Source organism: Nocardia sp. CA-136227 (assembly GCF_050955695.1).
GTDB lineage: Bacteria > Actinomycetota > Actinomycetes > Mycobacteriales > Mycobacteriaceae > Nocardia.
In genome coordinates this window covers 949,365-967,364 of the sequence record NZ_CP192081.1, presented here as the reverse complement: position 1 = coordinate 967,364, position 18,000 = coordinate 949,365, and the positions used below count along the sequence as shown (strand labels likewise).

Annotated in this window: 20 protein-coding genes; 4 read left to right on the top strand and 16 right to left on the bottom strand. The window is 66.3% G+C overall.

Annotated features, from left to right (window positions below; genetic code table 11):
- Positions 1–201: 201 nt before the first annotated feature.
- The 8 genes from ACQP06_RS04415 to ACQP06_RS04380 form a co-directional block, all read right to left on the bottom strand.
- A complete protein-coding gene (locus ACQP06_RS04415) occupies positions 202–969 on the bottom strand; it encodes an LppU/SCO3897 family protein (RefSeq protein WP_433670651.1) in 768 nt (255 codons plus the stop codon).
- A 121-nt stretch (positions 970–1,090) separates the two neighbouring features.
- Complete coding sequence (locus tag ACQP06_RS04410; protein WP_433670650.1) at positions 1,091–1,636, bottom strand: hypothetical protein; 546 nt, start codon at positions 1,634–1,636, stop codon at positions 1,091–1,093.
- 26 nt (positions 1,637–1,662) lie between these two features.
- The gene (locus tag ACQP06_RS04405; RefSeq protein ID WP_433670649.1) at positions 1,663–2,163 is read right to left on the bottom strand and encodes a hypothetical protein; all 501 of its coding nucleotides are present in this window, start codon (positions 2,161–2,163) and stop codon (positions 1,663–1,665) included.
- Between the two features lie 9 nt (positions 2,164–2,172).
- On the bottom strand, positions 2,173–3,420 hold the full coding sequence (locus tag ACQP06_RS04400; RefSeq protein ID WP_433670648.1) for a DUF6973 domain-containing protein: 1,248 nt from the start codon (positions 3,418–3,420) through the stop codon (positions 2,173–2,175).
- Positions 3,417–3,731 carry a hypothetical protein gene (locus tag ACQP06_RS04395; RefSeq protein ID WP_433670647.1) on the bottom strand — a complete coding sequence of 105 codons (315 nt, stop codon included), beginning with the start codon at positions 3,729–3,731 and terminating at the stop codon, positions 3,417–3,419. The genes ACQP06_RS04400 and ACQP06_RS04395 overlap by 4 nt, the downstream gene beginning before the upstream one ends.
- A 3-nt stretch (positions 3,732–3,734) precedes the next feature.
- Positions 3,735–4,091, bottom strand: a complete 357-nt coding sequence (locus tag ACQP06_RS04390) for a YbaB/EbfC family nucleoid-associated protein (RefSeq protein WP_433670646.1) — start codon at positions 4,089–4,091, stop codon at positions 3,735–3,737.
- A gap of 62 nt (positions 4,092–4,153) precedes the next feature.
- The gene (locus ACQP06_RS04385) at positions 4,154–4,615 is read right to left on the bottom strand and encodes a PPOX class F420-dependent oxidoreductase (RefSeq protein ID WP_433670644.1); all 462 of its coding nucleotides are present in this window, start codon (positions 4,613–4,615) and stop codon (positions 4,154–4,156) included.
- Positions 4,616–4,688: 73 nt separating this feature from the next.
- Positions 4,689–5,441, bottom strand: a complete 753-nt coding sequence (locus ACQP06_RS04380) for a helix-turn-helix transcriptional regulator (RefSeq protein ID WP_433670643.1) — start codon at positions 5,439–5,441, stop codon at positions 4,689–4,691.
- 393 nt (positions 5,442–5,834) lie between these two features.
- Between ACQP06_RS04380 and ACQP06_RS04375 the strand changes: the two genes are divergently transcribed.
- Positions 5,835–6,350, top strand: a complete 516-nt coding sequence (locus tag ACQP06_RS04375) for a hypothetical protein (protein WP_433670641.1) — start codon at positions 5,835–5,837, stop codon at positions 6,348–6,350.
- Between the two features lie 89 nt (positions 6,351–6,439).
- Here the strand turns inward: ACQP06_RS04375 and ACQP06_RS04370 are convergent, their stop codons facing one another.
- Positions 6,440–7,846, bottom strand: a complete 1,407-nt coding sequence (locus tag ACQP06_RS04370; RefSeq protein WP_433670640.1) for an alpha/beta fold hydrolase — start codon at positions 7,844–7,846, stop codon at positions 6,440–6,442.
- Positions 7,847–8,456: 610 nt separating this feature from the next.
- Here ACQP06_RS04370 and ACQP06_RS04365 point away from each other — a divergent pair.
- Positions 8,457–9,065, top strand: a complete 609-nt coding sequence (locus ACQP06_RS04365; RefSeq protein WP_433670639.1) for a hypothetical protein — start codon at positions 8,457–8,459, stop codon at positions 9,063–9,065.
- Between the two features lie 148 nt (positions 9,066–9,213).
- Here the strand turns inward: ACQP06_RS04365 and ACQP06_RS04360 are convergent, their stop codons facing one another.
- The 4 genes from ACQP06_RS04360 to rplN are packed head-to-tail and all read right to left on the bottom strand — an operon-like array spanning position 9,214 to position 10,656.
- Positions 9,214–9,399 carry a type Z 30S ribosomal protein S14 gene (locus tag ACQP06_RS04360; protein WP_029923637.1) on the bottom strand — a complete coding sequence of 62 codons (186 nt, stop codon included), beginning with the start codon at positions 9,397–9,399 and terminating at the stop codon, positions 9,214–9,216.
- A gap of 3 nt (positions 9,400–9,402) precedes the next feature.
- Entirely contained in the window at positions 9,403–9,969 is a 567-nt protein-coding gene (rplE, locus tag ACQP06_RS04355; RefSeq protein ID WP_040855261.1) for a 50S ribosomal protein L5, read from the bottom strand.
- A gap of 1 nt (position 9,970) precedes the next feature.
- Complete coding sequence (gene rplX / locus ACQP06_RS04350) at positions 9,971–10,285, bottom strand: 50S ribosomal protein L24 (protein WP_357089127.1); 315 nt, start codon at positions 10,283–10,285, stop codon at positions 9,971–9,973.
- 2 nt (positions 10,286–10,287) lie between these two features.
- Positions 10,288–10,656, bottom strand: a complete 369-nt coding sequence (rplN, locus tag ACQP06_RS04345) for a 50S ribosomal protein L14 (protein WP_033090674.1) — start codon at positions 10,654–10,656, stop codon at positions 10,288–10,290.
- A gap of 301 nt (positions 10,657–10,957) precedes the next feature.
- Here rplN and ACQP06_RS04340 point away from each other — a divergent pair, with 301 nt between their 5' ends.
- Together ACQP06_RS04340 and ACQP06_RS04335 are read left to right on the top strand one after the other, a co-directional pair.
- Complete coding sequence (locus ACQP06_RS04340; protein ID WP_433670638.1) at positions 10,958–13,006, top strand: M13 family metallopeptidase; 2,049 nt, start codon at positions 10,958–10,960, stop codon at positions 13,004–13,006.
- 101 nt (positions 13,007–13,107) lie between these two features.
- A complete protein-coding gene (locus ACQP06_RS04335; protein WP_433670637.1) occupies positions 13,108–15,144 on the top strand; it encodes a M13 family metallopeptidase in 2,037 nt (678 codons plus the stop codon).
- 19 nt (positions 15,145–15,163) lie between these two features.
- Here the strand turns inward: ACQP06_RS04335 and ACQP06_RS04330 are convergent, their stop codons facing one another.
- Genes ACQP06_RS04330 through ACQP06_RS04320 form a run of 3 tightly spaced genes read right to left on the bottom strand, consistent with a single transcriptional unit; the run spans position 15,164 to position 17,855 of the window.
- Positions 15,164–15,499 carry an MmcQ/YjbR family DNA-binding protein gene (locus ACQP06_RS04330; protein ID WP_433670636.1) on the bottom strand — a complete coding sequence of 112 codons (336 nt, stop codon included), beginning with the start codon at positions 15,497–15,499 and terminating at the stop codon, positions 15,164–15,166.
- A 35-nt stretch (positions 15,500–15,534) separates the two neighbouring features.
- Positions 15,535–16,884, bottom strand: coding sequence for a SagB family peptide dehydrogenase (locus ACQP06_RS04325; RefSeq protein WP_433670635.1), 1,350 nt, complete (start codon positions 16,882–16,884; stop codon positions 15,535–15,537).
- A complete protein-coding gene (locus tag ACQP06_RS04320) occupies positions 16,881–17,855 on the bottom strand; it encodes an ABC transporter substrate-binding protein (RefSeq protein WP_433670633.1) in 975 nt (324 codons plus the stop codon). Before ACQP06_RS04320 ends, ACQP06_RS04325 begins: the two co-directional genes overlap by 4 nt.
- Between the last annotated feature and the right edge of the window lie 145 nt (positions 17,856–18,000).

Genomic DNA, 18,000 nt, shown 5'->3' with positions numbered 1-18,000 from the left:
TCCCATTCAGCACCGTCTGAGATCGGCGGTCGTGGGCCTACGACAATTCGGGGCGGTCCAGCCGGGAGTGCCCGACCGGATCAATCGCTTGCGCCCGGAGCAACGCCGCACGCGAGAGCGCGTGCGGACACAGCTGTGCCCGAGCAACCGGTCTAGTGTAGACAACCCCTGATCAGCGACCAAATCGAGGTCCGCGTCACATCAACGCGGCGACCCGAGGCAGTAGACCTTCGGCATGATCTCGCCGGCCTGTTGATAGGAGTAGCTCGCGATGGAGCCCGCGACGCGGTCGCAGAGGGATTTGTCGAGAACCGAGCTGAGGATCTTGTACTTCGCGTCCGACGCGGTGCAGCCGGTGATCTCGACGTCGTTGGCGCCGGCCTTCTTCAGGCAGTCGCCGACCTTGGCGTTGTCGATCGTGCGGGTCGCGTCGGAATCCTTTGCGATCAAACAGAATACGATGCCGGTCCCGAACGCCCCGATGCCCTTCTTGGCCTTGAGCAGGTAGCTGTAGGTGGTCTGCGTGCCCGCCACGTTCTTACAGGCCGAATCCGTCATGAACTCCGAGCCGTCGGGACGGGCCAGGACGCGATAGACGGCGGTCGCGTCGGTGCACGGCGCCTTCTGCACAGCACCGCCCTTGGTGTCGGTGAGGCAATCACCCTTCTGCGCCGCGTTCGCCGCCCGAGCCGGATCAGCGCCCTTGATCCCGACGCAGATCGAGCCACTCCCCTTGTCCGTATATACGTACTCAGTTCCCGGCACATCCACACACCGGTTGTGCGGTTTGTCGCTACCCACCCGGTCGAGCACCACGAAGCCGGCGTCCGAGGACGAGCACGACACCTTGTCGAAGCCTTCGTCACCGGACTTCTTCAGACAGTCGCCCTGCGAGACATTGTTCGCCGAACCATCGATCAGCCCGCATCCGGTCGTGGTCAGAGCCAACCACACCGCCGCCACGGCCATTACCCAGCGCATCCGGAACCCACCCCCGATTAGAATCCGTCATTTCCGACGAACCGTCACGCTAGCGCGCAGGTGCGGCGACGGCCAATCGTCGTGGCGCGCAGCCCATCCGAAAGACCGCTCATTTGATCTGGGCCCACAACCACCAGCTGAGGTACAGATCGTCGAATGTCTTCCCTGGCGAGGAGGCCTCGACCAGCATGGTCTGGCCGTTGGGTTCCGCACTCGGGTGGGAGGCCATGACGAAGGTGGCCGATGGATCGGTCGGGCGCAGGAGAGCCATTGAGCCGCCCGGGGATTCGCGCTCGCGGACACGAACCGTGTGAGCGTCGACGTAGGTCTTCAGGTCCGCGGGGTTCGCGTATTCGGTGAAGACGGTCGTGAGGTCGTTGTCATCGTCGCAGATGATCTGCCGGACCGGGACCGGGTCACCTGGCCGCACGGTGATGGAACCCACTGCCGCACAATGCGCCCCGGCCCAGCCCGTGCCGCTCGGTTTCGACGGGAGCATTTGGTAGAACGACGTCACGAGAGGCCAGTACTCTCCCCAGGATTCGATCTTCTCCTCCGGAATGGGCTCCACCTGGTGAGCAAGTTTCCAGCAGACAGCGGAGATACCGAGACCGATCACGGCCGACACCGTCAGCGCCGCGGAGATGAACAGCACGGCGAGGCGGCGGGACGATACCTGGGTCATGCCGGAACGAACTCATTACCTCTGATGACCAACTCGGACTGAGGAGTCAGCGAAATTGCAGACCGCATCAGCTGGATGGGCATGGCGTCAGCATGCCAGGTGACCTTCTGGACCGGGACATGGTTGTTGAAGAAGAGATAGAATCCCTCCGGGACAGGCATTTTCACGCCGGGAAGACCGTCCCAGCAATATCCCGGTGTTTGCGTGAACTCGTTCAGGACAGCGTCTTGGGTGTTCGAACCCACCTGTGCCATGAGATCCCAGCCATCACCCCATCCGGCGGCTCGAGTGAGTTCTTCCAACCGCACCGGCTTCTTCTCGTACAGCGCATGTCGCATCTGCGCGTCGAGCGCAGTACTGGAACCGAGTGGCTCTCCCAGTGCATGGAGATCGAACTCTCCCGCACAAGCCTGCCGACCCGAATCCCGCGAGGCCAGCGAGCATGCGCCGACAACCGGCAGCATGAGCACGATCAACGCGAGACGCACGATCTTCATCATTCGATCCTACTTTCCACCGGGCAATGGAATGTCCGCCCCGGCGATGATGGCAGTGTCCGTAACCGGAATATTGCTCCTCGCAAGTTGAGGAACTCCACCATCGGGAGACTTGGCTATGACGACCATCTCGCCGCGATCGATCGACTCGATGATCTTCGCCCTCAGCTCGTCTGGCGAAGCACCGGGGTTTTCGTGCGCGATGGTCCGTCCTCGCTGGTTGTTGTAGAGATCCATCGCCTCACGGGCCGGCGGATTACCTGCGGTCTTCTCGTGCGCTGTCGCGTACTTCTTCGTCCAGTCCTCACCGAACTCTTGGCTCATGCGCGCGTTCCAGTACGAGTGACGTAAGGCGTCCGCTTGGCCGTCGGCAGCTGAGGCCTCATTCTGCTGGGTGTATTTGTTCGCGCTCGGGTTGTTCGCGCCACCCAGGGCTTCCGCGTCATTCTTGATCTCGAAGAATTTCAGCGCATTGGCCGGGTTCCCGCCCTTGAGAGGATTGGCGAGCTCATCCAGTGCGTCGTATTCCTCGGCGGTCATCTCGATGGGTTCCAGATCCGGATACTTCAGCCGGAGGATGTTCAGGAGGGTGTTGTCCGGCCACAGCTTGGTGCCCTTTTCCGAATCGTCCGTCTGGTATTCCTTCAGGATTCGAGCCAGGTCCGCGTCCGCAGGCATCGCGACCACGGCGGTTTTCACCGAGTCGGTCAGCGTCTCGAGGCAGCGCGCCACAGCCTGCGCGGCGAGCTTGTCGATCTCCTTGACGTCGTAGAACGCCTGCGTGAGATCACCACTCAACGACATCTGGGCCGCCGTCTTCAGCGCGACCGCGGCGGCGCCGTACGGCGAGGTGCTGGTCGCGGTCTCCCAGTTGGATTTTCGGGACCGCACATCACCGGTGGTGTCCTGGTAGAAGAAATCCCACTTCGATTCCTTGACCTCTTCGACCACCGACCGCAGCGTGGCGATTTTGACCGCGAGCTCGTGGTTCGCGTCGTCGATGGCCCTGGCCATGGCCTTGTACGAGTCGGCCGTCGTGGTGCCATCGGTTTTGAACTTCGCGGATACCCCGCGCACGGCCACACCGGCTTGGTCCCCGAAGTAGTCTTCGGACTTCTGCACCTTGCCGTCGGCATCGGTGCTCTCCCGTTCGATGGTGGTCGAGGCCTGCTGCACCTTCGCCACCACCAGGCTGAGCGCCGACAGGTCCCAGGCCAGGACCTCGGAGATCTTGAGCTTTTCAGAGTCGTCAGTCATTTGATCGCCTTGAACGCCTCGACGTTGATCTCTTCCGTCTTGTCGATCGCGTTCGCCGCCCCGTCCGTCGCGTCGGCGAATTCACGGAGCCGCTTGGCGTGCAGGGCGAGAACGCGATCCATGGCCTTCAGCGATTCCTCGGTCCGGGTCGCCAGGTCGCAGTGCGGCATCTTGGTCCGCGCCGATTCGCGGTCGTTGATGGCGACGCCGCTCCGGCCCTCCCCGCCGCCCTCCGCGAGCTTCGCGATGGTTTCCCCCGCTGTACGCTGGTCGGTCGCGAGCTGGCGGATCTTGGCGGTATCGAACTGCACGGCTCAGATTCCGAACGTGATGCGAAGGGGCGCAGGCTCTTCCCAGTCCTGCGCGGCCGGGCCGGGGGTGGCAGGTGCGGCCGCCCGACGGGCCTGCCGCTCGAGCTGCGCGTGGACCCGAGCGGCTTCTGCCTCGGCGCGCTGCCGGGCGGTGCGGTGGCACTGCACGATGACCCCGGCTAGCCGGTCCGCGTCAGCGCTCATGGCGTACGGGGAGATTCGCAGATCGGTGATCGCCCCATAGGCGTCCGATTCGACGATGACCAGTCCCTCCGAAGCCTGAGCGCGTCCTCGCACCTGAAGGATCGCATCATCGACCTGTTTGATCTTCTCCGCCAACAGATCCAGGTCTTCGGCCATCGAATTCCCCCTCGCCCCGTCATGGGGCACTGGAACTGGACCGATGCCCTATACGAGAAAACCTACAGGACCCGGCCGTCGGGGAGGATGCCTGGGCGGAAGGGTTCGACGCCGACGGTGCGGTGGATGCGGTCGGGGTGGATGAGGACCGCTACTCGTTGTTCGCCGTCGATCAGCCAGGGGAAGGTTTCGGCGTCGAGGTATTTCTGGGCCAGGCGGTCCATGATGTGGACGGCTTCCTGGCCTTCGATGAATCCCACTGCGCGGCCGCGGATTTCGATGCGGTCGTAGGGCTGGTCCGGGTCGAAGCTGGAGAGGGAGAGGCGGGGGTCGCGGCGGAGGTTCTGTTCCTTGATGCGGCCTACCGATGTGTTCATCACGATGTGCTCTGTGCCGTCGACGGTTTCGAGGCCGATCCACATAGGGGTGAGCTGGGGTGAGCCGTCCTCGTTCAGTGTGCCGACCGTCCAGAAACGGGCCTCCTCGAGCCATTTGCGAACGTCCCCAACAACTTCGACCGACATGCGTGTCCGTCCTTCCGCTCGAGCGACCTCGAGTGTAGGTCGGCGACGGGCGTGGATCGGGAATCTTCGAGGATCAGGTCGCGGGGGTGGTGGGAAAGCACATGGCCAGCCAGCCCGAGGCGGCGGGGATCAGGGATTCGCGCCACGCCGTCATGGTGGCGGTGGCCGGGGACCAGACGCGGCGATCGCTGTCGGGGCGGCGGACGTAGACGTCGCCGGTGGCCCAGAAGCGGCGGAAATCCGGGTGACGGCCGGACAGCTCCCGGACGATATCGGCGGTGACGGTGGTGTTCTCGGTGGCACCGAGGGCCGGCGCGGCGACGTAATAGTGGCGCAGGATGCCCACCATGTACGCGGCTTCGGTCTGCCAGTCCGGGAACACCAGCCGGGAACGAGGGTCGCCGAACAGCCAGTGGGCGATGCTGGGCGCCTCGGCGATACCGGGCATCAGGCGGCGGTACCGGTCGTTCGCGGCTTCCACGCCCCAATTCACCACCCACGCAGCGGGAATCGAGGTGAGCTGGTCGAGCAGCGCCGACATGTCGGCGGCGGAGGCGGCCTCGCCGAGCGCGAAACCGGGACGGCCGCCCAGGGCGCGCAGATGCTCACGCTCGTGCTCGTTGTCGCACACCGCGTCGGCCAGCGCCGACAACGCGCGGTCCCCCACACTGACCTTGTCGCCCTGCTCGAGTTTCTGCACGGTGCCGATACCGAGGTGGGCGTGCTGCGCGAACTCACGCTGGGTCCAGCCACGGCGCAAACGCAGGCGCTTCACGAATGCCGCCAGCGTCGGCATTTCGACGTCGACCCCGTTGTCGAACTGCATGTGTGAACCCTTTGCGGCCGTGCGAGATTGAGCTCCCCCGAATTGGGGGTAGAGCGCCCGACGCTACCACCAGGTTGGGACAGCTCCCGATCTTGCTCCCCGGATCGGCCGATTGACAGGATTGACCCTCGGTGGCGCCCTGGCCGCCATTGGAGGGGAGGGCCAGGTCGTTCCCGAATCGTGCGGGTCAACGGAGACCTGAACGCCGCGAGCCCCACCGAGACGAACCTCGGTGCGGCTCGCGGTCCAGTCCCGGACCGAAACCAACTGCGCCGACGCCGATTCGAATCGGCCGCGCAATCGGTCATCGGGGCGCCGGCGTCCCCGGAATCGATGAGCTCCCGCCCCGCGCTGCTAGGCTCCCCGGTCTGACGATGGGGGAAGGACCGGCTCATGCCCGGAATGATGGGGACGCCAACCGATAGACCGCGCAAGCGCTCACTGCGGGTGTCATATCTGCTCCCGGCGACGGTGGCGGCCGCGCTGGTATCGAGTGGGTGCGTCGCCGCCCCCTCGGAGCGTGCGGCCCCGACCACGTCCCTGCCGCCGACCGCCCTCACCACCCTGCGGCCGACGACCACGACACCGGTCCCGACGACCACCACACCAGCCGCGACCACCACCTCCGCCGACACCGAACCGACCGATGTGGCGATCTGCCTGGATCCGGAAACCAATGTCCGAGTCGACGATGACCTCTGCGACACCGACGCGGACACGTATTCACGCTTCTGGCTGCCTCATTCCTCGTCGCTGATCTACCCGGCCGTCGGCGCGGTCGTGGGTCTGACGCTGGGCAGCTTCATCCGGCCCGCCTTGGGCCGGGTCCTCGACCGCGGCGTCCCGACGGGCGGCGGACGGGTATTGCGCGGCGGGTTCGGCGGGCATCTTCCCAGCGGCGGCAGCTGAAGCCTCGTCGGCGATGACAATGCGCCGAAGGCCTGGAGGCATCACCGCACTCGGCCGCGAATCGTGCTGTATGGCCCGGATATACGTGCCTACTCGAGTGGTGTGGTGGGCGCGCAGGTGCGGTCTTCCGCCGGGAAGCTTCCATCGCCGAAGTAGCGGTTGGTGGTGTCGAGGATGCAGGTGCTCAGACCCGGGCGCAGCACCATGTGGATCCTGGTGTCGGTCAAGGTGATCAAGCGCGACCCCGACATCTGCTGGTGGAGTGCTACGGCATGGGGGTAGGGCGTCCGGTTGTCGCCGGTGGCCTGCAGGATCAGTGCGGGCACGGGATTGTCGACCACGGTGGGCGGTTCCGGGGGCGGCGACCAGAATGCGCAGGGTTGAATATTGTTGGCCAGTGCGGCGAAGATCGGCTGACTCGGACGCGCCGCCTGGATCGCGTTCCAGTACCAGGCGGGGTCGGCGGGCATCGGTGCGTCCGCACACCAGATCTGCACCATGACCGAATCTTCCCCCTGCTTCTCGGCCTCGATCTGCTGGTGCAGCTGTGGGGGCACCTGCGGCGTGCGTCCGTCGGCCGCGTCGGCGACGGCCCGTACCGATGACGCCAGAGCCTCGTTCAATCGCGCGTCCCGCAACATCGTCCACAGCAGGTTCGGCAGGAGATGATCGTCGAAACCGAAGCCCTCGACCACGATCGGCGACAGTGACGCACGGTCGATCAGGTCCTCGACTCCACGCCGTACCGCGGTCGCCGAGTCGCCGAGGTGGTACTGCTGGTCACGCGCGGCGACCCAGTCGGCCCAGTCGTCGAAGGCCGCTTCCACCGCAGGCCCCCAGTCCTGCTGCAACCCCAGCCAGTAGCGCCGCGGATCGATGACACTGTCGAGCACCATGCGATCGGATCGATCGGGGAACAGCTGGGCGTAGACCGCACCCAGGTAGGTCCCATATGACACGCCGTAATAGCTGATGCGGTCCTCACTCAACGCGGCACGGATCACGTCCATGTCGCGGGCGGTGTTGCGAGTGCTGAGCTGCCGCATCCAATCCCGATCGCCCACCAGGCAATCGGCGGCCAGCTGTGCCTGCAGGACTGTTTCGGCGACGAATCCGGGGAACCCGACACCGGCCGAGCGGATCGAGCTGGCGACCGGCCATCCGCACCGCTGGTGCCGCCCGGAACGGGCGACTCCCCGCGGGTCGAATCCGATCAGGTCGTAGTGGCTCAGCACATCCGGTTCGAGAACATCACCGACGAGATCGAACGCATCGAGCCCCGGCGTGCCCGGTCCGCCCGAGTTGGTCAGCAGCACACCGCGACGGTGTGCCACGTCGCGGGCCGGGATCCGCGAGACGACAATGGTGATGCTCGGCCCGTCCGGCCTGCCGTAATCGAGTGGCACGGTGACATCCGTGCAGGCCGCGCCCTCCGCCGTCAGGGCCGCATCCTCGCAGGTACGCCAGTCGAGATGTTGCTGATGAAAGCGCGCCAACGGATCTCCCGGTTCAGCGCCCGCGACACCCGAAGCAGGGGCCACCGTGACCGCGAGTACGGCGACGATCACCGTCGCGACAACACCCCACACATCATTCAGCGAACTTCGGGGGCGACGCTCAGGGGACGTGATCGCGTACGGATCTCCAACACCCACGAGGACAAGACCTTTCAGCAAGTCGAGATCGAATCGCACCGGGAGCCACCGCCAACCACCCAGCCGCGCGTAAATCAGTCCGGGTCAACCGCAAATCTGGGCAATTCCGGGAAACCCGCGGAATTCCGCGTCTCGGCCACGTATTTCGCGGTGGGTTGGCGAACCGAGTGTAGCGTCCGATCACTGGATGGCCGGCCAGGCGAAAAGTCGCGCCGAAACCGGTACCACCCACATCCGAAACCCTGCCCGCAACCGCCCTTTTCGGATAAATCGTCACATTTAGTGCGGCCAGGCGCGGCAACAACCAAATCCGGGCAGTTCAGTATTTCCGGACACCGCTGGCGATTAGGGTGCCCCACTCTGTGTGGCGTACCGCACACCGGTGAATTCGATGCCTAAGGTCTGGTGCGGTCCGCCCCATCAGGGGCAGCTGAGTGGAGGGATTCGAAGAGTGAAGTTCGAGAAGATCACCGCCGTCGTCTTCATGGCCATCTCGGCCGTGGGTATTACCGCGGCAACCGCCCATGCGGAGCCGGCCGTCGCCGAGCAGCCGGCTGCGGCGGACGTCATTTCCGGTGTGGATCATGAAATCGGGTACCAGATCACCATTTCGCCAGTCGACAAGGTCATCACGACCACCGTTCAGAATGGCAAGTTCGAGATGGCGCGAAACGGCGCGGTGGTGCTCGAGTCCGGCAATGGAGCGGTGATGACCGAAATGCCGCAACGGTTCGCCGTCGACGGGCGTTCGATTCCGCTCGTGCAGCACATCGCTGCGGACGGCCGCACCTTGACGCTGACACCGACCCCGACGGCGGAAGACACTGCGCAACTGAAGAACATCAGCTCCTACGACCGCCTGAAGGAACAGATCGACAAAAACCTGCCCGGCGTCGCCGCCGGCGCCATTGTGGGCGGCCTTCTCGGGGCGTGCGTGTTCCTGTTGTGGGGCCTCACCATTCCCGTGGGTGCGCTGATCGGCGCGACCATCGGCGGATACGTGACAGGCGGCCCGGAGTTCCTCGACGCCGTAACGGCGTGGGTCACCGCCCAGCCGTGAAACCGGAAAGTGAGTAAGGGCCAACTGGTCGGGGTCGAGGAGCAGCTGCGAGAAATCGGCATTGACGACAATGCCGAAGGCCCCCACCGGGACGAATCTCGGTGGGGGCCTTCGGGTGTGGAGTTGTCAGCTCACGAGGAGCTTCGGCTCACCAGGACGACTTGTGGACGCCCGGGAGCTCGCCGCGGTGGGCCATCTCGCGCAGGCACACGCGGCACAGGCCGAACTTGCGGTACACAGCGTGCGGACGACCGCAGCGCTGGCAGCGGGTGTAGGCGCGCACCGCGAACTTCGGCTTGGCGTTGGCCTTGTTGATCAGAGCCTTCTTAGCCATGGATCAGTTCTCCTTGAACGGGAAGCCGAGGGCCTTCAGCAGGGCGCGGCCTTCTTCGTTGTTGGTCGCGGTGGTCACCACGGTGATGTCCATACCACGCGGACGGTCGATCTTGTCGACGTCGATCTCGTGGAACATCGACTGCTCGGAGAGACCGAAGGTGTAGTTGCCGTGGCCGTCGAACTGCTTCGGCGAGAGACCGCGGAAGTCGCGGATACGCGGAAGAGCGATCGAGATCAGACGGTCCAGGAACTCCCACATGCGGTCGCCGCGCAGGGTGACCTTCGCGCCGATCGGCATGCCCTCACGCAGCTTGAACTGCGCGATGGACTTGGTGGCCTTGCGGATCTCGGGCTTCTGGCCGGTGATCAGGGTGAGGTCGGCGACCGCACCGTTGATCAGCTTCGCGTCACGGGCGGCGTCACCGACACCCATGTTCACGACGACCTTCACAACGCCCGGGATCTGCATCACGTTGGCGTAGTTGAACTCGTTGTTCAGGGCCGGCTTGATTTCCTCGCGGTAGCGGGTCTTCAGGCGGGGCTGAACCTTGTTCTCGGTAGAAGTCATCTCAGATGTCCTTCCCGTTGCGACGGGAGATGCGGACCCGCTTGCCGTTCTCATCGGTGCGGTAGCCCACGCGGGTCGGCTTGCCGTCGGAGTCGACGACCATCACGTTGGAGGCCTGGATCGGCGCTTCCTGGGTGACGATGCCGCCCGAGCTGGCGCCACGCTGGTTCGCGGAATCCGCGACGTGCTTCTTGATGCGGTTCACGCCCTCGACGAGGACCTTGCCGGTCGCCGGGAAGGCCTGGATGACCTTGCCCTTGGCGCCCTTGTCCTTGCCCGAGATCACGATGACCGTGTCGCCCTTGTGCACCTTCATGGTTACAGCACCTCCGGGGCCAGCGAGACGATCTTCATGAAGCGCTTCTCACGCAGCTCACGGCCGACCGGGCCGAAGATGCGGGTGCCACGCGGATCGTTGTCCGCCTTGATGAGCACCGCGGCGTTCTCGTCGAACTTGATGTACGAGCCATCCGGGCGACGACGCTCCTTGACGGTGCGCACGACGACGGCCTTGACGACCTCGCCCTTCTTGACGTTGCCGCCGGGGATGGCGTCCTTGACAGTGGCGACGATGATGTCACCGATGCCGGCATAGCGACGCGACGAACCACCGAGAACGCGGATGCAGAGGATCTCCTTGGCACCCGTGTTGTCGGCGACGCGCAGTCGCGACTCTTGCTGAATCACTTCAGCTCCTCCTAGACCTGGACGAAATGCACGCCGGATTGCCGACCCGACGGGCATGGTCAGTTGCCCCTCAACGCGCGCCTGCCAGCGGTTTTTCACCAAACTGGGAGAACAACCACTGTGGGTTCGCGGCCGAAGTGCGGGCATAGCTCCCGCAGGCAACCGGAACAGTTTAGCGAAGGCCCAGGTCGTACCCAAATCAGGGGGTTCGGCGCGGATTCAGGGGTTCCTCAGCCGGGTCCACTAGCGTCGGCTCGAGCAACGTACGAGCAATCCGATTATCCGGTAGAGGAGATTCGCGTTGACTTCCGAGCGTCCGGCTCTCGACCGCCGTGGCTTCCTGATCGCGCTGGGGCTGGTGCCCGCCGCGGCCGTGCTGGCCTCCTGCGACAAGAACGATGCCCCAGCCACGAAACCGACCTCGCTGATCGGTCCCGACCTGGCCGGATCGGATCCGACGATCCGGCCGCAGGACGACCTGTACCGGTTCATCAACGGGAAATGGCTGCGTGAGTACCAGCTGCCGCCGGACAAGTCGTCCTTCGGCACCTTCGACGAGGTGCAGGAACGGGTGGAGCAGCAGCTCAAGGAGATCATCGAGGGGATCAGCGACCCGAAGGGCGGATCCGACGCGCAGCGGATCCGCGATCTCTACGACGGCCGCATGGACAAGGATGTCATCGAGCAGCTCGGCATCACGCCGCTCAACGATCTGTTCGAGCAGATCGACCGGGCCGCGACCAAGGCCGACCTCGCCAAGGTGATGGGCTCGCTGCCCGGCGTCGGACTGATCGGGATCGGAGTGGGACCCGACCCGAAGGACTCCAACGCCTATCTGGCCGGGGTCTCGCAGGCGGGTCTCGGGCTGGACGAGCAGTACTACCGCAAGCCCGAGAACGCCGACAAGCTCGCCAAGTACCGGACCTACATGCAGCGCATCGCGGCCGGCGCCGGGTTCGCCGACCCCACCGCCCTGGCCGACCGGGTGGTCGACCTGGAGCAGCGGATCGCCGGATTCCATTGGGACAATGTGAAACTGCGCGACACCGACGCCACCTACAACCTGAAGACGTGGGCCGACCTGACCGCGCTGGGGCCGCAATTCGATTGGGACCCTTGGCTGGCGGGCACCACCGACCGGCCCAAGGACCTGTTCGGCAAGGTCAATGTGGGCGAGCCGTCGTTCATCACGGGCGCGGCGCAACTGTGGGCCCAGGTCGACATCCCCGCCTGGCGTGAATATCTGAAGCTGGGGCTGGTGCGCGGCTTCGCCACCTATCTGCCCAAGGCCATCGCCGACCCGAACTTCGACTTCTTCGGCCGGGAGATGGCGGGCCTGCAGCAGCGGCCCGACCTGTGGAAGTCCGCGGTGTCCACGGTGAACGGGGCGGTCGGCGAGGCGCTCGGAAAACTGTACGTGGACAAGCACTTCCCGCCCGAGGCCAAGAAGCGGGCGCTGGAGATGGTCGGCGATGTGCGCGCGGCCTATCGGGACAACTTCAAGAATTCGACCTGGATGTCGCCGCCCACCCGGGCGGCGGCCATCGCCAAGCTGGAGAAGATCGACGCCAAGATCGGCTACCCGGACAAGTGGGAGGACTACGGCAAGCTCACCATCACCCGCGGCCGGTTGATCGAATCCCTGCGCGCCTCCGCGGCCTTCGACGCCAACCGCATGTTCGACCGGCTGGGGACGCCTGTGGACAAGTCGGAGTGGAGCATGCCGCCGCAGACGGTGAACGCCTACTACAACCCCAGCGCCAACGAGATCGTCTTCCCCGCGGCGTTCCTGCAGCCGCCGTTCTTCGACCCGAACGCCGCGCCCGCGGTGAACTACGGCGCGGGCGGCGCGGTCATCGGTCACGAGATCGGGCACGGCTTCGACGATCAGGGCGCGAAGTTCGACGGGGACGGCAACCTGAAGGACTGGTGGACCCCGCAGGACAAGGCCGCCTTCCAGGCCAAGACCGAGCAGCTCATCGCGCAGTACAACACGCTGGTGCCCGAGGGTCTGCCCGCCGATCAGCATGTGAACGGGGCGCTCACCGTCGGCGAGAACCTGGCCGACCTGCGCGGACTGGAGATCTCGCTGGCCGCGTACCGCATGGTGCAGCAGCGCGCCGGGACCGCGACGCCCGACTACAAGCCGATGTTCGAATCCTGGGGCCGCACCTGGCGGACCAAGATGACTGACCAAGCGCTGGAACAGCAGCTCGCCGATGATCCGCACTCGCCCGCGGAATTCCGGTGCAACCAGGTGGTGCGCAATCTCGGCGAGTTCTACGCGACCTACGACGTGAAGGAAGGCGACAAGGCGTACCTGCCGCCGGACCAGCGCGTCACCCTCTGAGCGATCAGCCCGCGCGATCGGGAGGCTCGCGACAGCCCGCGCGGGGCCGCCTTCCCCGGTAGCCTCGCGTCGGTAATGCAGCTTCACGAGAGGTAGTGCCTGTGACTTCGTCGGGTTCGGCGCGCTTGGATCGTCGCGCATTCCTGATCGCCCTCGGGCTGGTTCCGGCCGCGGCCGCCTTGGCCTCCTGCAGCAAGGGTTCGGCGGCGAAAACGCTGACGGGACCGGATCTTTCGGGAGCCGACGAGGCGGTCCGGGTGCAGGACGACCTGTACCGGTACGTCAATGGCAAGTGGCTGCGGGAGTACCAGCTGCCGCCGGACAAGCCCGCCTTCGGTGCGATCAGCGAGGCCAACGAGCGCACGCTGAACCAGCTGCGGGAGATCATCGACGGGATCAAGGACCCGGAACCGGGTTCGGACGCGCAGAAGATCCGCGACCTCTACGACGCGCGCGTCGACTGGGACACCGTCGAGAAGCTCGGGATGTCGCCGCTGCAGGAGCTGTTCGACCAGGTCGACAAGGCCGCGACCAAGCCCGACCTGGCGAAGGTGATGGGCGCGTTGCCCATCGGCGGGCTGATCGGGATCGGCGTCAGCATCGACCGCAAGAACTCCAACGCCTACATCCCCGGGATCGGGCAGTCCGGGATCGGGCTGGAGGAGGACTACTACAGCAAGCCGCAGTACGCCGAGAAGCTGAAGGGGTACCGGGTCTATCTGGAAGCGATCGCCAAGGGCGCCGGGTTCGCCGATCCGAGCGGCATGGCGCAGCGGATCCTCGACCTGGAGACCCGCATCGCGGCCGTCTTCTGGGATCGGGTGCGGCGCCGCGACGCCGACGCCTCCTACAACCGCATGACCTGGCAGCAGCTGACCGAACTCGGCCGCGGCTTCGACTTCGAGCCGTGGCTGGCCGGATGCACCGACAGGCCCAAGGACCTGTTCGCGGAAGTGGTTGTCGCGCAGCCGTCCTACATCACCGCGGCCGGGCAGATCTGGGCCGACACCGATATCGCGATCTGGCGCGACTATCTGAAGCTGTCGGTGGTCCGCGCCTACGCGCCCTACCTGCCGATCGCGATCAACGACGCCTACTTCCAGTTCGCCGGGCGGGTCATGCGCGGGCAGCAGGAGCGGCAGGAACGCTGGAAGTACGGCGTCAACCTGGCCACGTCGCAGCTGCCCGAATCGCTGGGAAAGCTGTACGTGGACAAGCACTTCCCGCCCTCCGCCAAGGACGAGGTCAAGCGGATGGTGGACGACCTGCTGGCCGCCTACCGCGAGAACTTCCGCAACTCGGCCTGGATGACCCAGCCCACCCGGGACGCGGCGCTGGCCAAGCTGGACAAGATGCGGGTCAAGATCGGGTACCCGGACAAGTGGGACGACTACTCGAAGCTGACCATCACCCGCGGCAAGCTCATCCAATCCCTGCTCGCCATCAACGCTTTCAACAACAAGAAGGACTGGGACCGGCTCGGCACGCCGGTCGACAAGTCCGAATGGGGCATGAGCCCGCAGACCGTCAACGCGTACTACTCGGCGACCAATAACGAGATCGTCTTCCCCGCCGCGTATCTGCAGCCGCCGTACTTCGACAAGGACGCGCAGCTGGCGGTGAACTTCGGCGCGGTCGGCGCGACCATCGGCCACGAGATCGGGCACGGGTTCGACGATCAGGGCCGCAAGTACGACGGCGACGGCAATCTGCGGGACTGGTGGACGCCGGAGGACAAGGCCGCCTTCGAAGCCCGCGCGGCCAAGGTGGTCGCCCAGTACGACGGCCTGGTGCCCGAAGGGGTGACGCCCGAGAACAAGGTGAACGGCAAACTCACGCTCGGCGAGAACCTGGCCGACCTGCGCGGACTCCAGATCGCGCTGGCCGCCTACCGGCTCGCCGAGCAGCGCGCGGGCAACGCCAACCCGGACTACCGCACCATGTTCCTGTCCTGGGCCCGGGGCTGGCGGGCGAAGCAGACCCCCGAGCTCACCGCCGAGGGTCTCTCCGACACCCACTCCCCCGACGAATTCCGGTGCAATCAGGTGGTCCGCAACCTGCCGGAGTTCTACAGCACGTTCGGCGTCACCTCCGGCGACAAGCTCTTCATGCCCGAGGACCAGCGCGTCACCTTCTGACCGGCGTGGACCCGGCCGCTCAGGCCGGGTCCGTCAACTCCCGGGGTGCGGCCTGCCGCCACGAGTCGGTGACGATGGCGTCCAGCTCGTCGCGATCGTCCAAGGCGGCCAGGCGAACCCGGACCCAGGCGTTGCCCGCCTCATGCGGGGCGATCCAGAACTTGTCGGGCTCGGCCTGCACGAGTTCGTCGCGGTCGGCGATGGGGCACCGGACGGCCATCGAGGTCTCGTTCTCGGGCAGGGTCAGGAACAGTTTCCCCGCGACCCGGAAGGTCGGCATCTGCCATTCGAACTGCTCGGAGGTGCGCGCCAGCGAAAGCGCCACCGCCCGAACATCATCCCCGGTCACCGTCATGCGATCGATCCTCCCAGGCGGGTCCGACAACCGGTTCAGGCGGCGGGGGTGCCCAGGATGACGCTGCCCACGTTGCATTCCTCCAGCTCGGAGACGCCGGTGGCGGCGGTGAACGCGGCGGTGTCGGAGAAGCCCTGGGCCACCGCGCCCAGACCCATGGCGGTGGCCGCCAGATAGAGGGTCTGCATGAGGACGCCCACGTGTTTGAGCATATTGGCGTAGGCGACCGACTCGTAGGACCACATGACCCGGCCCGCGCGCGCCGAGATCAACAGCAGCAGCTGGGGTTCGGACGCGTTGGCCAGGGTCGCCGTCGTGGTGCGGAGCAGACGCTCGACCTCGGGGGAATCGGCGGGGGCCACCGGGCGCAGGACGTGGTCGAAGGAGTCGTAGTGGTACATGGCGGGGGGCAGGCCCTCGACATTGCGGACCACCGGGTAGAGCTCCAGTTCGTGGACGCCGCCACCCGAAGGGTAAGGGCGGGAAGCGAGTTCGCCGCCGTCCGGAGTCCGTTCCACCGAGCGGGTGCGGGCGGTCCGGTAGAGCAGTTCCGCCAGCTGGGCCAGGGTGATGGGGTTGCTGTCGTCGAAGGCGCGGTGGGAGCGGCGGTCCTCGATCACGGCCGTCAGGGACGGGTCCGAGGCGCGCAGCGCGGCCAGATCGGGGGCCGGGAGCGCGATCGGATCGCCCGGGTAGGCCGGACGGTGCGCGGGGAGCTGCGGGAACTCGTCCTTCGCCCACGCCGTCGGGCCGAAGTTGTCCCAGGTGACCGTGCGGGAGCCCAGCGTGCTGCGCCGGTGGAACCACAGGTCGGGGGCGCTCCAGCTGCGGGTGGTGAAGTCGCCGGACTCGGTGGACGGGTCGGCGGTGAAGCCGCCCCAGACCAGGTCCGCGGCGATGCGGGCCGAAAGATGCTCGGGCAGGCCGAGTTCGGACGGGCTCGCACCGCCCGCCAAGGCGAGCAGGCGCGGGTCGTGCACGCGCACGTCGCACCAGGAGGTGGGGTGTTCCAGCACCAGGCCCTCCGAATCACGGTGGATCACCGTGAATTTCGAGAGGGGGGCCGCCGCCGCGCCCGCCGGACGGGCGGGCGGGGTGGCGAAGGGGCGCAGGGTGTAGAGGTCCCGATCGCCGTCACGAACGGTGACCTCCAGCCAGCCCTGACCGGTCAGACGGTCGAGCAGCGGTGTCACCGAATCGGATTCGGGCTCCAGCTGGGTGAGCGTCGCCGGGCCGCGGTTGAGGGTCTTCAGGGCCTGGCTCTGGGGTGCGGTCAGGCCCGTCAGCTTCTCGTTGCGGGGCGGGTTCAGCAGGACCGCGCCGCCCGGCATCGTCAGGCAGGTGACGCCGGGGCGCAGGGCGTAGCGGTGGTCGGCGCGGGTCATTTGGCGGCGTTGGCCAGGGCCGGCTCGAGCTTGTCGAGCAGGTAGGGCAGGGCCAGCGGGGTGGGCTGGTTGATGGCGCTGATCTCCTGGACGGTGAGGAAGACGATGGAGTTCTTCTTCACGGAGGGCAGGTCGTTGTACCCCGGCAGGGCGCGGTACTTCTCGTCCAGGCCCGGCGAGTAGCCGGCCAGCAGCAGGTCGGAGTTCAGTTCGTCGAGGCGCTCCGGCGACAGGGCCAGGCGGCCGCCGTTGCCGCCCTGCTCCACCAGGCGCTGCGGGATGGTCATGCCGAGCTGGGTGAACAGGCGGCTGGATCCATCCTTCGGGTCGGTGAGGACCATCAGCTGCGACGGCCCGGCCAGCCAGGAGCTGATGAAGGTCTTGCCCTTCAATCCCGGATTGCGCTGCGCGATGCCGTCGATGCGGCCGTTGAGGTCGGCGACCACCTTGTCGGCGGCGGCGGTCTTGTGCAGCACCTGGCCCAGCGCGTGCACCTGGTCGGCCCAGGGGGTCACGGCTTCCTTGGTGAGGCCGGGCAGGGTGGGCGCGACCTTGGACAGGTCGCCGTAGGTCTTGGCGTCGGCGATGAAGGGGTCGGCCAGGATCAGGTCCGGGTTCAGCGCGGCGACCTGTTCGGCCAGACTTCCGGTGGTCGAGAGGGCCTTGGACTGCGACAGCGCGGCCGGCTCCCAGGGCGGGGCGCCCTTGCTGAGCACGGCGATGTTGTCGATGTAGCCGACCGGGGTGACGCCGAGCGCCTGTGCGGTGTCGAGCCACTGGTTGCCCAGGGCGACGATGCGGGTCGGGGTGCCCTCGACCGTGGTCTGGCCGTGCGCGTGGGTGATGGTGACCGGGGCGCCGCCGCCGGAGGCGGTGTCGTCGGAACTGGATCCGCAGGCCGTGAGCCCGAGCGCGAGCAGGCCTGCGACCGCCGCGAGGGCGGCCCTTGCGGTGAACGACCGCGACTTCATCGTGCTCTCCTTCTGCTCTGCCCGACCGGATCGACCGAGCGCGCCCGGCCGAAACGGCCAAGCGGTAGGTGAGCCTAGCCTAATTTTCTCCCGAGTTGCAGACCGTTGTCGCCGATTCGATCCCCGAAGGGGTGGCCGATCGTGC

Excerpts from the sequence above, each read along its gene's own strand:
- ACQP06_RS04415 (WP_433670651.1), bottom strand. The coding sequence starts at position 969 with ATGGCCGTGGCGGCGGTGTGGTTGGCTCTGACCACGACCGGATGCGGG.
- ACQP06_RS04405 (WP_433670649.1), bottom strand. The coding sequence starts at position 2,163 with ATGAAGATCGTGCGTCTCGCGTTGATCGTGCTCATGCTGCCGGTTGTC.
- ACQP06_RS04400 (WP_433670648.1), bottom strand. The coding sequence starts at position 3,420 with ATGACTGACGACTCTGAAAAGCTCAAGATCTCCGAGGTCCTGGCCTGG.
- ACQP06_RS04390 (WP_433670646.1), bottom strand. The coding sequence starts at position 4,091 with ATGGCCGAAGACCTGGATCTGTTGGCGGAGAAGATCAAACAGGTCGAT.
- ACQP06_RS04385 (WP_433670644.1), bottom strand. The coding sequence starts at position 4,615 with ATGTCGGTCGAAGTTGTTGGGGACGTTCGCAAATGGCTCGAGGAGGCC.
- ACQP06_RS04380 (WP_433670643.1), bottom strand. The coding sequence starts at position 5,441 with ATGCAGTTCGACAACGGGGTCGACGTCGAAATGCCGACGCTGGCGGCA.
- ACQP06_RS04375 (WP_433670641.1), top strand. The coding sequence starts at position 5,835 with ATGCCCGGAATGATGGGGACGCCAACCGATAGACCGCGCAAGCGCTCA.
- ACQP06_RS04360 (WP_029923637.1), bottom strand. The coding sequence starts at position 9,399 with ATGGCTAAGAAGGCTCTGATCAACAAGGCCAACGCCAAGCCGAAGTTC.
- rplE (WP_040855261.1), bottom strand. The coding sequence starts at position 9,969 with ATGACTTCTACCGAGAACAAGGTTCAGCCCCGCCTGAAGACCCGCTAC.
- rplX (WP_357089127.1), bottom strand. The coding sequence starts at position 10,285 with ATGAAGGTGCACAAGGGCGACACGGTCATCGTGATCTCGGGCAAGGAC.
- ACQP06_RS04330 (WP_433670636.1), bottom strand. The coding sequence starts at position 15,499 with ATGACGGTGACCGGGGATGATGTTCGGGCGGTGGCGCTTTCGCTGGCG.
- ACQP06_RS04325 (WP_433670635.1), bottom strand. The coding sequence starts at position 16,884 with ATGACCCGCGCCGACCACCGCTACGCCCTGCGCCCCGGCGTCACCTGC.
- ACQP06_RS04320 (WP_433670633.1), bottom strand. The coding sequence starts at position 17,855 with ATGAAGTCGCGGTCGTTCACCGCAAGGGCCGCCCTCGCGGCGGTCGCA.